Source organism: Trichococcus sp. K1Tr, from assembly GCF_028309625.1.
In the GTDB taxonomy this organism is placed as follows: Bacteria; Bacillota; Bacilli; order Lactobacillales; family Aerococcaceae; genus Trichococcus.
In genome coordinates this window covers 93,707-107,621 of record NZ_JAQMHR010000001.1, presented here as the reverse complement: position 1 = coordinate 107,621, position 13,915 = coordinate 93,707, and the positions used below count along the sequence as shown (strand labels likewise).

15 protein-coding genes are annotated in these 13,915 nt (G+C 47.0%); 2 read left to right on the top strand and 13 right to left on the bottom strand.

What is annotated here, in order from left to right; translation table 11 throughout:
• Positions 1–112 precede the first annotated feature (112 nt).
• The 7 genes from recO to PH235_RS00555 form a co-directional block, all read right to left on the bottom strand.
• The gene (gene recO / locus PH235_RS00585) at positions 113–952 is read right to left on the bottom strand and encodes a DNA repair protein RecO (protein ID WP_272160523.1); all 840 of its coding nucleotides are present in this window, start codon (positions 950–952) and stop codon (positions 113–115) included.
• Between the two features lie 90 nt (positions 953–1,042).
• On the bottom strand, positions 1,043–1,954 hold the full coding sequence (gene era, locus PH235_RS00580) for a GTPase Era (protein WP_272160522.1): 912 nt from the start codon (positions 1,952–1,954) through the stop codon (positions 1,043–1,045).
• A 10-nt stretch (positions 1,955–1,964) separates the two neighbouring features.
• Entirely contained in the window at positions 1,965–2,390 is a 426-nt protein-coding gene (locus PH235_RS00575; RefSeq protein WP_272160521.1) for a diacylglycerol kinase family protein, read from the bottom strand.
• Complete coding sequence (ybeY, locus tag PH235_RS00570; protein WP_272160519.1) at positions 2,362–2,844, bottom strand: rRNA maturation RNase YbeY; 483 nt, start codon at positions 2,842–2,844, stop codon at positions 2,362–2,364. Before ybeY ends, PH235_RS00575 begins: the two co-directional genes overlap by 29 nt.
• An 8-nt stretch (positions 2,845–2,852) precedes the next feature.
• The gene (locus PH235_RS00565; protein ID WP_272161026.1) at positions 2,853–3,800 is read right to left on the bottom strand and encodes a PhoH family protein; all 948 of its coding nucleotides are present in this window, start codon (positions 3,798–3,800) and stop codon (positions 2,853–2,855) included.
• 243 nt (positions 3,801–4,043) lie between these two features.
• The gene (gene rpsU, locus PH235_RS00560; protein ID WP_068559653.1) at positions 4,044–4,217 is read right to left on the bottom strand and encodes a 30S ribosomal protein S21; all 174 of its coding nucleotides are present in this window, start codon (positions 4,215–4,217) and stop codon (positions 4,044–4,046) included.
• A 183-nt stretch (positions 4,218–4,400) separates the two neighbouring features.
• Positions 4,401–4,832: a Fur family transcriptional regulator gene (locus PH235_RS00555; RefSeq protein ID WP_272160515.1), complete on the bottom strand. Its 432-nt coding sequence runs from the start codon at positions 4,830–4,832 to the stop codon at positions 4,401–4,403.
• Positions 4,833–4,924: 92 nt separating this feature from the next.
• Between PH235_RS00555 and PH235_RS00550 the strand changes: the two genes are divergently transcribed.
• Positions 4,925–5,761, top strand: coding sequence for a pyruvate, water dikinase regulatory protein (locus PH235_RS00550; protein WP_272160513.1), 837 nt, complete (start codon positions 4,925–4,927; stop codon positions 5,759–5,761).
• Positions 5,762–5,837: 76 nt separating this feature from the next.
• Here the strand turns inward: PH235_RS00550 and PH235_RS00545 are convergent, their stop codons facing one another.
• From PH235_RS00545 to hisS, 5 genes are all read right to left on the bottom strand, one after another.
• On the bottom strand, positions 5,838–6,680 hold the full coding sequence (locus PH235_RS00545) for a TPM domain-containing protein (protein WP_272161025.1): 843 nt from the start codon (positions 6,678–6,680) through the stop codon (positions 5,838–5,840).
• Between the two features lie 28 nt (positions 6,681–6,708).
• A complete protein-coding gene (locus PH235_RS00540) occupies positions 6,709–7,287 on the bottom strand; it encodes a LemA family protein (protein ID WP_086627846.1) in 579 nt (192 codons plus the stop codon).
• Between the two features lie 88 nt (positions 7,288–7,375).
• Complete coding sequence (locus PH235_RS00535; RefSeq protein WP_272160509.1) at positions 7,376–8,269, bottom strand: deoxyribonuclease IV; 894 nt, start codon at positions 8,267–8,269, stop codon at positions 7,376–7,378.
• A gap of 156 nt (positions 8,270–8,425) precedes the next feature.
• Positions 8,426–10,192, bottom strand: coding sequence for an aspartate--tRNA ligase (gene aspS, locus PH235_RS00530; protein WP_272160507.1), 1,767 nt, complete (start codon positions 10,190–10,192; stop codon positions 8,426–8,428).
• Between the two features lie 24 nt (positions 10,193–10,216).
• Positions 10,217–11,539, bottom strand: a complete 1,323-nt coding sequence (gene hisS / locus PH235_RS00525) for a histidine--tRNA ligase (protein ID WP_272160506.1) — start codon at positions 11,537–11,539, stop codon at positions 10,217–10,219.
• Between the two features lie 537 nt (positions 11,540–12,076).
• Between hisS and PH235_RS00520 the strand changes: the two genes are divergently transcribed.
• Positions 12,077–13,393 carry an N-acetylmuramoyl-L-alanine amidase gene (locus tag PH235_RS00520; RefSeq protein WP_272160504.1) on the top strand — a complete coding sequence of 439 codons (1,317 nt, stop codon included), beginning with the start codon at positions 12,077–12,079 and terminating at the stop codon, positions 13,391–13,393.
• Positions 13,394–13,460: 67 nt separating this feature from the next.
• Here PH235_RS00520 and dtd read toward each other — a convergent pair whose 3' ends face one another.
• Complete coding sequence (gene dtd, locus PH235_RS00515; protein WP_272160502.1) at positions 13,461–13,907, bottom strand: D-aminoacyl-tRNA deacylase; 447 nt, start codon at positions 13,905–13,907, stop codon at positions 13,461–13,463.
• Between the last annotated feature and the right edge of the window lie 8 nt (positions 13,908–13,915).

The following is a 13,915-nucleotide window of genomic DNA, read 5'->3' as shown; positions in this document are numbered from 1 at the left end:
CGCTTTGGCTCACACTATCCCAAATTCGCTTTTCGGTACTGACCAGAGGTACTTTTATCTTCAACGTCCAGTATTTAGTTCTTCTCAATAGTAGCCTTGTTCCTGCATAATGTCAAGAACTACTTGGATCGGACTGTCCGCTTTCGCTCGGCTTATTTGGCTCCGGTTCGGAAGCGGAACGGAATGGGATCTCAACCTTTGTCTCCCAAGCGTACATCTGATCGATGAAGCTCTTGCTTTTCAGGCGGATCCCGACATATTCTTCATATAATTCATCGATGAAGGCTCTGAGCGCCTGTTTCGTCTCGGCTTTGATCTGGATATTCCCGACTTGCTTCGGCGTGACCAACTGGAAAATCCGGGCAAAATGGACAGCTGCAGGGCTTGCATGCGATCTCCTGGGGTCTTCCCCATAATGCTCCTGACACAGGGCCCCGGAATATTTGACCGAAAAATCGAAAGGTTCCTGCTTGCTGTGACAGATGACACATTCCTGCAATTGCGGTGCTGCACCAAAATATTTCAGCACCCGCATTTCGAAAATGTTCACTACGATTTCCGCATCCATCCCGTTCTGCATGGCGACCAAGGATTCCTCCAACAGATCGTAGAGGTCGGCTGCCTTGATGGCATCGTTGATGGCCGCATCAGCCAGGTTGTTCAAATAAGTCGCGTAGGCGTTCAGATGGATATCCGTCTGCATTTTGGAAAAGTGGATGATTTCGCGGCTGTCCTGCAGGAAGCTGAGGCCGTCATCCTTGATGCGGCCCAGATAAGTCGCTTTCGTGAATGGCAGGAGCGCAGCTTTCAAGGAATGGTTCGGATTTTTGATGTTCTTCACAAAAAACATCCGTTTTCCATGATTACGCGTAAATATTTTTACCAAAGCATCCTTTTCCCTGTGTTTTCGGATCGATAAGACGATGCCATCAAATTCCTGATATGTCTCCATGTCGCACCCTTTCGAAAAGAGAAGAGTCCGGAAGGCAGCCTCCCAAACTCTTACTGATTGCTATTCATGTACCAATTGAGCATTAGCTGATCAATCGTAATCTTTTTGGCGATACCCGTAGTCCTGCAGATAACTCTGCTTGTCGCGCCAATCTTTTTGGACCTTCACCCAAAGTTCGAGGTAAATTTTATCACCAAGCATCGCTTCGATATCCCGACGTGCCCGGACACCGATTTCTTTCAGCATTTTCCCGCCCTTGCCGATGATGATGCCTTTTTGACTGGCTCGATCGACGATGATGGTTGCATGGACGTGGACTTTATCGTCCTCGTTGCGCAGCATCGATTCCACAACGACTGCCACGGAATGCGGCACTTCTTCTTTGGTCAACTGAAGGATCTTTTCGCGGATGAACTCGGACACGACGAAGTATTCCGGGTGATCCGTGACTTGATCGTCCGGATAGAATTGTGGCCCTTCTGGCATGTATTTTTTGATGGTGGCCATCATCTCATCGACATTGTTCCCTTGAATGGCAGAAATCGGGACCACTTCATTGAACTCGTTGTCTGAAGTGTAGTCCATTATGATTTTCAGTAATTCTTCCGGCTTGACCTGATCGATTTTGTTGATGATCAAAAATTTCGGCGTGCGCAAATTCTTGAGTTTCTCAAGAATGAAATTGTCGCCCGCTCCTCTTTTTTCTGCCGCATTCACCATGAACAAAACCAAATCCACTTCATTGAACGTGCTGTAAGCGCTCTTGAGCATAAAATCGTTCAAGCGCGTTTGCGGTTTGTGGATTCCGGGCGTATCGATGAAGACGATCTGGGAATCATCCGAAGTGACTACGCCTTGGATCTTGTTGCGGGTTGTTTGCGGGACATCGCTCATGATGGCGACTTTTTGACCGACGATGCGGTTCAAAAGTGTTGATTTTCCTACGTTCGGTCTCCCGATGATGGAGACGAATCCTGATTTGAAACCTTCTTTTTTATTCATATAAAACTCCTCAAATTAACTTATAATATAATTCCACGAACTTGGGCAAAAAAATGATGGCCGCGATTAGGATGGTGAAGAACACCGTAACCAAGACCGCTCCGGCAGCGATGTCTTTTGCTTTCTTTGCCAGAGGATGATATTCGTAATCAGTCACCAAATCGACCACATTTTCGAATATCGTGTTCAGAAACTCCATGATGATGACCAAAAATATGCAGAAGATGATCACGATCCATTCCATTGTGCTCGATCCGAAGAACCAAGCCAACAAGAGCGGTATCAAGCCAAACAAAGCATGACTGCGCATGTTTTTTTCTTCTTTGAGGATAATGCCGATGCCGTCCAAAGCGTGCTTCACTGAAGCAAAAAAACTTGGATTCTTTCCGATTTTCCCCAACTTTTCCCTACTCGTCTCTTTTAAGTCCATAAGCATCCAGTATCTCTTTCTGAAGACCGAACATTTCCTTTTCGTCTTCTTCCGTCATGTGATCATAACCATTCAAATGCAGGAAACCATGCAACGCAAGGAAGCCTAGTTCTCTCTCGAAACTGTGGCCATAGGACTCCGCTTGTTCAGCGGTTTTGTCGGTCGAGATGATGATGTCACCGATATTCGTCGGAAAGGCGCCGGTTATGCTTTCCATATTGATCGGGAAGTCGTCATCCATGTCATCGTTCAGCGCAAAGCTGATGACGTCCGTGGCCTGATCTTTGTTGCGGTATTCCCGGTTGATCTCCCGGATGCGCTCATTGTCCACAAAAGTGATCGACAATTCGGTATCGGGCGCCAACTTCAAATACTCCCCCGCAAAAGCAATCAAGGAATGGACCAATTCGGTGTGCTCATTCTGTACAGATTCGGTTTCATCAAAAATATCTATTTCCATATAATCGCTCACTTTTCTATGTTGTGTTTTGTTTCCTCTTTGACATCGTATGCTTTGATGATGCTCGCAACAACCGGGTGGCGCACGACATCATAAGTATCAAAGGTGACAAAAGTAATGTCCGGGATGCCCTGAAGTTTCTTCTCGGCATCGATCAATCCTGATAGGGCGCCTTTTGGCAAATCGATCTGGGTCTTGTCGCCGTTGACGATCATTTTCGATCCGAACCCGAGCCGCGTCAGGAACATCTTCATCTGTGCGACAGTCGTGTTCTGAGCCTCATCAAGGATGATGAAGGCATCTTCCAGCGTCCGTCCGCGCATGTAGGCGAGCGGCGCAATTTCGATGACTCCCCTATCCATCAAGCGTGTTGTGTGCTCGACGCCATAGATGGCATAAAGCGCGTCATAAATCGGGCGCAGATACGGGTCAACTTTTTCCTTCAAATCTCCGGGAAGGAAGCCGAGGTTTTCTCCAGCTTCAACAGCCGGGCGGGTCAAGATGATTTTTTTTACTTTTCCGTTCTTCAGGGCCTCCACAGCCATCACTACGGCCAAGAAGGTTTTTCCGGTTCCGGCAGGCCCTATTCCGAATACGACATCTTTTTTCTTGACGGCCTGCACATATTGCCTTTGGCCGAAATTCTTCGCCCGGATAGGCTTGCCTGCGTATGACCTGCCGATTTCCTCTTCATAAAGGTTGATGAAAAAATCAAGGCTTCCGCGTTCCGACATTTTTATAGCTGTGACGATATCTGTTTGTGAAATAGGGATGCCGCGCGCTAACAATTCCAAAAGTTGCTTCAACAGGGAACGGGCTTTGTCGACAGCCGACTCTTCACCACTGATTTCGATTTTCATGCCGCGGCTTGTAATGGTCACATGCAAAGCATCTTCCAACATCTTCAGATGCTTGTCTTGCGATCCAAATAATTGAGGCAAAACGGATGCATCCATCACTTCAATTTTCTCTGTTTTATTCACTTTATCGGTCAAACAAGCTACACTCCTCTTTTTGGGGATTTTTTTCACTGCTTATTGCTAATAGTATAACATAAAGCGGCATGGCTTATGAAAATATTTATCCCCCTTGTATTCGAGGCGCTTTTTCTGGACGACAAAAAAAATGGAATGATACGGAGATCATCCCATTCTTTATTGATTAGTCTCTAAGAATTTTAGAAAGCAAGCATCTGGCTGTTAGAATTTACGTTTTCTGGCAGCTTCAGATTTTTTCTTGCGTCTCACACTTGGCTTTTCATAAAATTCATGTTTACGAGCGTCTTGTAGAGTTCCAGTTTTTGAAACAGTACGTTTAAAGCGACGAAGAGCATCATCAAGAGATTCGTTTTTACGAACAACTGTTTTTGACATTAAATATTCCCTCCCTCCGAGCGTTAAAAGTAACGTTTCCTTTTGAAATTATAAGAAATCAAAATGAAATTGTTCTTTTGATATTATATCATAGGAGGAAGCAATTGCAACGTTTTATTGCAAAACAAAATAGTGAATGATCAAACTGGGCTAAAGCGTCGGTCTGGCTGCCGTCACGCAGCACTACGCATCCGCCAAACAATTCTTGCAAACACCAAATATTTCGAAGCGATGGGACGAAATTTGGCATCCCTCCAACTGTTGCTCAAAGAAATCCATCGGACACATCTGCAAAGCAATCGTCATTCCGCATTGTTGACAAATGAAGTGATGATGATGGTGACCCTCGTGCAAACATGTGATCCGGAACAGTTTTTCGTTGTTCAATTCTGTCTCTTCCAGGATCCCAACTTCCACAAAAGTGTACAGGTTGCGGTATATCGTGTCATAGCTGAGTGTCGGATATTCATCCTGCAACGCATGCAGAACTGCTTTTGCAGACAGATAGCGGTTAGCTTCCACAAAAACCGTAATGATATCTTCTCTTTTTTGGGTATATTTATAACCTTGTTTCTTTAATTGCTGCAGTGCAATGGTTACGGTATCTACCGGCATCATTTTCCCTCCCGACTCTATCAATTTCAAATTGACTATAGTATATTATTAGTGAGATTGCAATCATTAAGATTCAGGAAGGACGAGATTATATGGAACAACAAGAGCCACATGACCTGCATTTTGTCATCATATCCGATTCGGTAGGAGACACCGCCAGGAAAGTCCTCCAGGCCGTATTGGCACAATTTCCATCGATAACTGCTCATATGTATCATTATCCATTCATCAGAAAAATGAAAGATTTAGAGCCTGTATTGGTAGAGGCCAAAGAACTGAAAGCATTTGTTATCCATACTTTGGTCGTCGAGGATTTGAGTGAATACACGGACAGCTTCTGCGCTGCGGAGGACTTGCCTTGCTATAATATATTGAAAGCATTGGTCAGTGATATCACCGGAAAGACCGGGCAGCAGCCCATCCGGAGAGCAGGCGCCCTGCATCGTTTGGATGATGAATACTTCAACCGGATCAGCGCCATCGAGTTCGCAGTCAAATACGATGACGGGAAAGATCCAAAGGGTTTCTTGGATGCCGATTTGGTCCTGCTGGGCGTTTCCCGCACTTCAAAGACGCCGCTATCCATGTTTTTGGCGAACAAGACCATCAAAGTGGCGAACCTGCCGATTATGCCGGAAGCCTCAGTGCCTGACGAAATTTGGCAAGTGGATCCGAAAAAAATCGTCGGATTGACCAATGATGCAGAGGTATTGAATAATTTCCGCAAGGAGCGGATGATTGCCTACGGATTATCACCGGAAACCATTTATTCGGACATGGACCGCATCCGGGCTGAGCTGGAATACGCCTATGAATTGTACAACAAATTGGGTTGCATCGTCATCAATGTATCCAAACGTTCCATAGAAGAAACAGCCGCCATCATCATGAGCAGCATCGAAATCTCAGACACAACCATCATTACCTGAAATCGAAAGAAGAGGACCCGGATCAAAATTCGGGCCCTCTTCTTTTGTAGTTATATCCATTGCTGCAACAGGTGCGTTAGAACCCTCTGCTGGATCCCCCGCCTCCGGAAGAACCTCCGCCTCCGAAGCCGCCTCCTCCGCCAAAGCCACCGCCACCGAAACCGCCACCGCCGTATCCTCCACGATGATTGTTGCCTCGGTAACCGCCACCGCCTCCGCTAAGAAGCAACCACCACAACGGGTTCATTCCGCCGCCACGTCCACCGCGTCCGCCTCTGCCGCCAAACAAGAAGGACAACACTAAAAGGATGAACAGGAATTGGACGATAGACGCGAAGAACGATGAATCGCCTTCAGAGTATTGCGTTGTATCAACGGGATAGCCGGAGAATATCACTTCGTCATCATATTGGTATTCCTCATTGACGACAACCGCCGCTTCTGTAAAAATTTCTTTCAGACCGCCATCGAAGTCATTGGCCGAAAGATACTCCAGATGATTGTCCAGAATTCTGCCTGTCCTGCTGTCCGTTAAGGCACCTTCCAGACCGTATCCGATTTCGAAGCGGATTTCCCTTTCTTCCAGCGCCAACAAAATCAGCACGCCGTTATCGGCATCCGCCTGGCCAATTTCCCACTTTTCGAACAGGTCGACAGAATACTCCTCGATTGTCTCACCCTGCAGCGAATCGACCACCGCCACGACAACTTGGGGTTTTTCCTCCGTCAATTCGTATTGCTCATTCACGCTCAGGATGAATGATTTCGTTTCTTCGGAGAGCGTGCCGCTTGGATCATAGACATAAAATTCGGTTGTCGGATCAGGCAACGCTTGCGCATGCTTGGAAGGCGCGAACGCCATCGAAAAGAAGAACAACCCCAAAACCACAAGCAATTGCCACCGCGTCTTTTTTCTCATTTGAAACAAAGCATCATCAGCCCCTCAATTATTCATCGTCTGTATTCAAGTCTACACTTGGAGCAGTTTCAGCGCCGCTGACCGCTTCAAAATAAGATTTTTCATCAAATCCGAAAAGCCCTGCCATGAGCGATCCAGGGAAGCGTTTGACTTTGTTGTTGTACTGTTGGACCGCTTCATTGTAACGATCCCTTTCGACCGAAATCCTGTTTTCGGTACCCGCCAACTCATCCATCAGAGCCGTCACTTGTTCGTTCGATTTCAGTTCCGGATAGTTCTCGACAATCACCAACAGGCGCGAAAGCGCGGATTCCATTTCGTTGCTGGCTGTAACCTGTTCTTCGGTCGTCTGGGCACTGCCGATTCTGGCACGGGCATCAGCGATTGCACCGAATACTTCCTGTTCCTGTTCCATGGCGCCTTTTACCGATTCCACCAAGTTGGGGATCAGATCATAACGTCTTTGCAGTTTGGTTTCCACATTCGCCCATTGCACATCGACGTTGCTTTCCTCCGTCACCAAACCATTATAGGAGCTGATCAATGGCACTCCCAACAGCAGCACCGCAATAAACACTCCGATTAAGCCTTTCAACCAACCTTTCATCTTTCCATCTCCTTTATTTTTCATTATTTGCTTACATACAATTATCCCTGAATTTCGGCAAAACCGCATCCATCCAAAGATGTATTTCTTACTGGTTCAGAATATCTTCCAACAAGCGCGGATTGAATGTCTGCGACTTCAGCATATCCAATTCGAATCTGTAAGGCGCCTTCTTGTTCTTTTTGTCCTCGCCGACGAACGGCGTCTCCAATATTTTCGGCAAATCTTGCAGTTGCGGATGGTGAACAATTTTGTTCAAAGTTTCGAAGCCGATGGTGCCGAAGCCGATATTCGCATGTCTGTCTTTGTGGGCCCCTCTCTCGTTTTTCGAATCGTTGATATGGATCATTTTCAAACGTTCCAAGCCGATGATACGGTCGAATTCTTCCAACACACCATCGAAGTCCTCTTTGACGTTATAGCCCGCATCGTTCGTATGGCACGTATCCAACGTTACGGACAACTTATCGTTATAAACTACACCATCCATGATGGCAGCCAACTCTTCAAACGTCCGGCCGATCTCGGTGCCTTTTCCAGCCATCGTTTCCAACGCAATCTGCGCAGTCTGGCTGGGCTCCAGCACTTCATTCAGGCCCTTGACGATCTGTTTGATGCCTATCTCAGAACCTGCGCCGACATGCGAACCTGGATGCAGCGTGATCTGTTTTGCGCCCAGCGCTTGCGCCCGCACGATTTCATCGCGCAAAAATCCGATGGCGAACTCAAAATGATCCGGTTTTGTGGTGTTGGCCAAATTGATGATGTAGGGTGCATGAACGACCAGCTCGACCAGACCGTGCTTGGCCATATAGTCCATGCCTTCCGGAATATTCATCTCATCGACGCTTTTTCTCCGGGTATTCTGCGGAGCGCCTGTGTAGATCATAAATACCGAAGAACCGTACGATGCTGCTTCCTCTGCTGAACCCAACAGCATTTTTTTACCGCCCATAGAAACATGTGAACCTATCTTTAACATATCTTCACCCTTTTATTGTGTATTATCCTAAAAAGCAATTCCGTCTTCTCCAAAACAAGAGACGAAAAAAACAAGCCTTATGATACGATTATTGTATCATAAGGCCTGTTTTCCTTACCATCAGATGCTCTTTTTAGTGCAATTGTTAGTCCGATGTTAGTCCAATGAAGCGATTTTCAGGCTCAATTCTTTCAACTGAGCTGCGCTCACTTCGCTTGGAGCGTTCGTCATCGGGTCGAAAGCTTTCCCGTTTTTAGGGAACGCGATCACTTCGCGGATGTTTGATTCGCCAGCCAACAACATGACCAAACGATCCAGTCCTAAAGCGATGCCGCCATGCGGTGGGAAACCGTAATCGAAGGCATCCAACAAGAAACCGAACTCCTCTTCGGCATCTTCTTTGCTGAAGCCAAGTGCCGCAAACATCTGCTCCTGTACTTCCCTTGTGTAGATACGCAGAGATCCGCCGCCGATTTCATAACCGTTCAAGACGATATCGTAGGCTTGCGCATAGACTTCTTCCGGATTATCGGCTAATTTGACAAGATCTTCATCGTTAGGACGAGTGAACGGATGGTGCATTGCAGTGTAGCGTTTTGCGTCCGCATCGTACTCAAGCAATGGCCAATTCACAACCCAAACGAAAGCAAATTGGGATTTGTCGATCAGATCAAGATCGCGGCCGAACTTCAGGCGCAGCTCTCCTAATGCTTGATAGACGATCTCTTTTTTGTCAGCAACGAACACCAGCAAGTCGCCAGGCTCCGCATCCATCAGTCTGATCAATTCTTCGCTGTCTTCGGTGAAGAATTTTGCCACGGCGCCCTTCAGTCCGTCCTCTTCGACTTTCATCCAAGCCATGCCTTTTGCGCCGTATTGTTTGGCGTACTCGATCAGGTTATCCATGTCTTTACGCGAATAGGCATCGGCTTTGCCTTTGACGTTCAAGCCACGGACTTGGCCGCCGCTTTCGCTGGTCGCTTTGAATACGTTGAATGAAGAAGTTTTCGCAAATTCATTCATATCAATCAATTCCAATGCGAAACGGGTATCCGGCTTATCGCTGCCGTAACGGTTCATCGCTTCATCGTAGGAGATGCGGGGGAATGGAGCCGGAATGTCTTTACCCAAAACGTCCTTCATGACTTTCTGAAGCATAGTTTCGGTGATTTCCTGGATCTCAGCAGCAGACAGGAAACTGGTTTCGATATCGATTTGGGTGAATTCCGGCTGTCTGTCACCGCGCAGATCTTCATCGCGGAAGCAACGCACGATCTGATAATAGCGGTCAAAGCCTGCGCCCATCAGCATCTGTTTGAACAGTTGCGGTGATTGCGGCAACGCGTAAAATTCGCCTTGATGGACACGGGACGGAACGATATAGTCACGCGCACCTTCCGGAGTCGATTTCGTCAAATAAGGCGTTTCGATGTCCATGAAATTCAAGTCATCCAAATAGTTGCGGACAGTGCGCGTCGTTTGGTGGCGAATTTTCATGTTGTTCATCATTTTGTCTCTTCTTAAATCGATGTAGCGGTATTTCATGCGCAATTCATCGGACACGTTCAGATCGCCTTCGATATAGAACGGCGGCGTTTTCGCTTTCGCCAAAATTTCCACGGATTCCGCTTCGATTTCGATCGTACCTGTGCCGATGTTCGGATTGATCTGATTTGCTTCACGAAGGACTACTTTACCTTTGACCTGCAGGACATATTCCCCACGGATCGTTTCCGCAATACGGAAAGCTTCTTCATTGAATTCTGTGTTGAAAACGACTTGGACGATGCCTTCACGGTCACGCAGATGGATAAAGATCAATCCGCCTAAGTCTCTTCTTTTGTTAACCCAACCATTGGCGACGACAGTCTGTCCAACGGATGCTTCCGTCAATAATCCGCAATACTCTGTTCTTCTATCCATTTTCACTACCCTTTTCTGTATGTTCTAGTCTTCTTTTCCGAAAAATTCATTGAAAGCCGTCATATCGGCTGTCTGTGTTTTGTACACTTTATCAAAATCCGCGTAAATCTCAGTCAACGCCACTTTCTGCTCCTTGCCGGTCGACATCACTTTGAATTGCACTTGCTTGTTGTTCAACTCATCTTCACCGATGGTCAGCACTACTTTCGCCCCATTTTTCGTGGCGGTTTTGAATTGCGCTTTGGCTTTGCGGTCATGGAAGTCCCGATCAGCCGAATACCCTGCTTGGCGCGCATTCTGGACCAATTTCAAGGTTTCGATGTTCGTAGCTTCTCCCAAACCGACAACATAGACATCCAACTCGGATAGTTTCGGTACATCGACTTGCTGATCCTTCATCAAAAGGATCAGTCTTTCCAAGCCCATTCCGAAGCCGAAACCAGGCACTTCCGGCCCACCGATTTCCTGGACCAAGCCGTCATAGCGGCCTCCGCCGCAGATGGTCGTTTCCGCCCCGAAGACTGCGGATGAGGTCATGATTTCAAAGATGGTATCCTGATAATAGTCGAGTCCGCGGACCATATTACTGTTGATAGTGAACGGGATTTCCAATGCCTGAAGCATTTCCTGAACCGATTCAAAATGTTTCTTTGAATCATCCGAGAGGAACTCCAAGATGCTCGGTGCCTGGGCAACGATTTCCTTGTCGCGCTTGTCTTTGCTGTCCAACACGCGCAACGGATTCTTATGGAGACGGGTCTGGGAATCTTTGCTCAATTCATCATGGAAAGGCTCCAAGTAGGCGATCAGCGCTTCACGGTATCTGATCCGATCTTCGGTTTTGCCCAACGAATTGATGACCAATTTCAGATCGCTCAATTCCAATTCCTTCAGGATATCCCATGCCAATGCCATCGTTTCGACATCGGTCGCCGGATTCACGCTTCCGAAAACTTCGACACCCAGTTGGTGGAATTGACGCATCCGTCCGCCCTGTGGTCTTTCGTAGCGGAACATCGGGCTGATGTAATAGACTTTCAGCGGTTTCGGATGTTCAGGACCGAACAGCTTGTTTTCGACGTAAGCCCGGACCACTGGAGCCGTTCCTTCAGGCTTCAATGCGATGTGTCGTTCGCCCTTGTCATAGAAGTCGTACATTTCCTTCGATACGATGTCACTCGTGTCGCCGACCCCTCTGGAGAACAGTTCATAACTTTCGAACATCGGGGTGCGGATTTCTGAAAATTGATAGTCATGCAGTAAGATCCGGGCTGTTTCTTCCACGTATTGCCAAATTTCTGCTTCCTGCAAAAATATGTCGGCAGTCCCTTTTGGTTTTTGTATCATTTTTTATAACCATTCCTTTCGCTTCATACTGTTTTCTGTCTGAAAAAAAGCAAAAAAATAGCCCTCTTTCCATCATGGAAAAGGACGATTAGTCAGACGTGGTGCCACCTTTATTCGAAAGCATAGCTTTCCTTTAACGAGTAACGTTCGTGGCGTAATAGCTTTTCACTATTAATCCTCCAACCTGTCTTTCGAATAAACGTTTGGGAGTGCTCTCAGCCGTGGCAATCCTCTCTGAATCAAACCAATCTATTCTACTTCGATCTTCACTGGACATTTATAATTTCCTTAACGATACAAGATAAGCACCGAATTGTCAATACTGTTTTCATCATATTTTCACTTTCCGGGCCAGCATAGTCAATCGCATATTCTGTGTCGGATGGCTGCGTCGCGGTTCAGCTTTGTCCATATAGGGAACAGATCCATAATTTCTGAAAAGGCTTTGCATTGGATGCCGTATCTTTGCTATAATGATAGAAGAATTGAACAATTTTTGTAAATTTTATGCATCCCAAACCAGAAAGGAGACAATCAGTGAAGACTATCGCAAAAAATAGACATCTATTCTTCTTGGCGCTTGTTCTGCTATTTGTCGGATTGGGCTCCTTCGGTACGGTAGCATTAGCCAACTATACTACGGTCAGCATCTCCGCCAGCATCGTAAATGTCCGGTCCGGTCCAGGGTTATCCTACGACATTATGACGCAAATACAAGGCGGTTCCTCAGTCAATGTTTTGGCTGACAAGAATGAATGGTATAAAGTCCGGCTTTCGGACGGAAGAATCGGTTGGGTAGCCAGTTGGCTGATCAACAACACCGAAATCGCGGCAACATCCGAATTGTTGGCTACAGTACTGGTGCCCTCCGCCAACGTTCGGCAAGAGAACAATGAAACAGCTGAAGTCGTTGGAACAGCCAGTGAAGGTGAAAAATTTGCTCTGTTGTATGAAGAGAACGGCTGGAGCCAAATCCAGTACAACAATAAAGTCGCTTGGATTTTGTCGGAGCTGATCGAAATTTCACCAGGCAGCATCCAATTGGCGCCGGAAACAGTCGATACCACAGCAGTGGTTGCAGACGATGCCAATCCGAAAGTCATCATCACGATGGATGGCGTAAATGTCCGCAGTGGGGCTTCGACAGGCAGTGATATCCTGTTCATTGCTGAAAAAGGCGAAGAGTACGAACTGATCAGCCAATCCGGTGATTTCTATAAGATCCTTTATGAGGGAAATAAGGAAGGCTACGTCGCCTCCTGGTTGGTGGAAACATCCGAGTCGCTCAATACTCCCGTCACTGCGTCATCCACCACCACGTTAGCCGAAGCGACCATCGTAATCGATCCGGGCCACGGAGGAGAAGACCCGGGAGCGGAAGGGACTTATATTTACGAGAAGGAAGTCACACTCAAAACCGCTGAAGCGGTGGCTGAAAAATTACGCAGTGCCGGAGCCAACGTCATATTGACGCGCACCTCTGATGTCTACGTAACCTTGGAAGATCGGGCAGAAATGAGCAATGTCAACAACGCCGATCTGTTCATCAGTCTGCATTATGATTCCACCGCAAGCGGTACTTCCGCGACGGGTTTCACGACGTATTATTATGCTGATGCGGATATTCCGTTGGCAAATCTGGTCGATGATCACCTGGCCGATACTTTACCGTTGCAGGACAATGGTTCCAAATTCGGCGATTTCTTGGTCACACGCGAAAATGAGCAACCCTCCTTGTTGTTGGAGCTCGGCTATATGAACAATGACTCCGACGTCAAGACCTTCAATTCCGATTATTATCGCTCCTTGGTGGCGGAAAGCGTCTACCAAGCATTGACCGAATATTTCCAATAAATAAAAACACTGAATAAAAAACAGAGTCGGCAGCTTGAACCTCGAATGGTTCAAGCTGCCGGCTCTGTTATTTGTTTTTGGAATCGATGAGGATGGTTACGGGTCCATCGTTGTTCAAACGGACAGACATGTGTGCACCGAACTTACCCGATGCCACAGGAAAACCTTCCGCTCTTAACAGCTCGTTGAACGCTTGGTAAAGTGCCTCCCCGGTTTCCGGAGGGGCCGCATTGGTGAAGCTTGGGCGATTCCCTTTTTTGGTGTCAGCGAACAAAGTGAATTGGGATATGGAGAGGATGGCTCCATCCACATCCTTCAAGGAGCGGTTCATTTTGCCCTCTTCGTCTTCGAAAACCCGGAGATTCGAAACTTTACGGACGAGGTAGAGCACATCGTCTTGTGTGTCATCCTTGCCGATACCGACCAAAAGCATAAAGCCCTCACCTATTTCCCCGATGATTTCATCATCAACCGAGACGGATGCTTCCGTCACTTTCTGCACAACAACTCGCATATCTGCCC

Bases quoted from the DNA above. Each gene is read 5' to 3' on its own strand.
- PH235_RS00545 (WP_272161025.1), bottom strand. From the start codon at position 6,680: ATGAGAAAAAAGACGCGGTGGCAATTGCTTGTGGTTTTGGGGTTGTTC.
- PH235_RS00565 (WP_272161026.1), bottom strand. From the start codon at position 3,800: ATGGATGCATCCGTTTTGCCTCAATTATTTGGATCGCAAGACAAGCAT.
- PH235_RS00575 (WP_272160521.1), bottom strand. From the start codon at position 2,390: ATGCTTATGGACTTAAAAGAGACGAGTAGGGAAAAGTTGGGGAAAATC.
- PH235_RS00540 (WP_086627846.1), bottom strand. From the start codon at position 7,287: ATGAAAGGTTGGTTGAAAGGCTTAATCGGAGTGTTTATTGCGGTGCTG.
- recO (WP_272160523.1), bottom strand. From the start codon at position 952: ATGGAGACATATCAGGAATTTGATGGCATCGTCTTATCGATCCGAAAA.
- dtd (WP_272160502.1), bottom strand. From the start codon at position 13,907: ATGCGAGTTGTTGTGCAGAAAGTGACGGAAGCATCCGTCTCGGTTGAT.
- PH235_RS00535 (WP_272160509.1), bottom strand. From the start codon at position 8,269: ATGTTAAAGATAGGTTCACATGTTTCTATGGGCGGTAAAAAAATGCTG.
- aspS (WP_272160507.1), bottom strand. From the start codon at position 10,192: ATGGATAGAAGAACAGAGTATTGCGGATTATTGACGGAAGCATCCGTT.
- era (WP_272160522.1), bottom strand. From the start codon at position 1,954: ATGAATAAAAAAGAAGGTTTCAAATCAGGATTCGTCTCCATCATCGGG.
- PH235_RS00555 (WP_272160515.1), bottom strand. From the start codon at position 4,832: ATGCCGGTAGATACCGTAACCATTGCACTGCAGCAATTAAAGAAACAA.
- ybeY (WP_272160519.1), bottom strand. From the start codon at position 2,844: ATGGAAATAGATATTTTTGATGAAACCGAATCTGTACAGAATGAGCAC.
- PH235_RS00550 (WP_272160513.1), top strand. From the start codon at position 4,925: ATGGAACAACAAGAGCCACATGACCTGCATTTTGTCATCATATCCGAT.
- hisS (WP_272160506.1), bottom strand. From the start codon at position 11,539: ATGATACAAAAACCAAAAGGGACTGCCGACATATTTTTGCAGGAAGCA.
- rpsU (WP_068559653.1), bottom strand. From the start codon at position 4,217: ATGTCAAAAACAGTTGTTCGTAAAAACGAATCTCTTGATGATGCTCTT.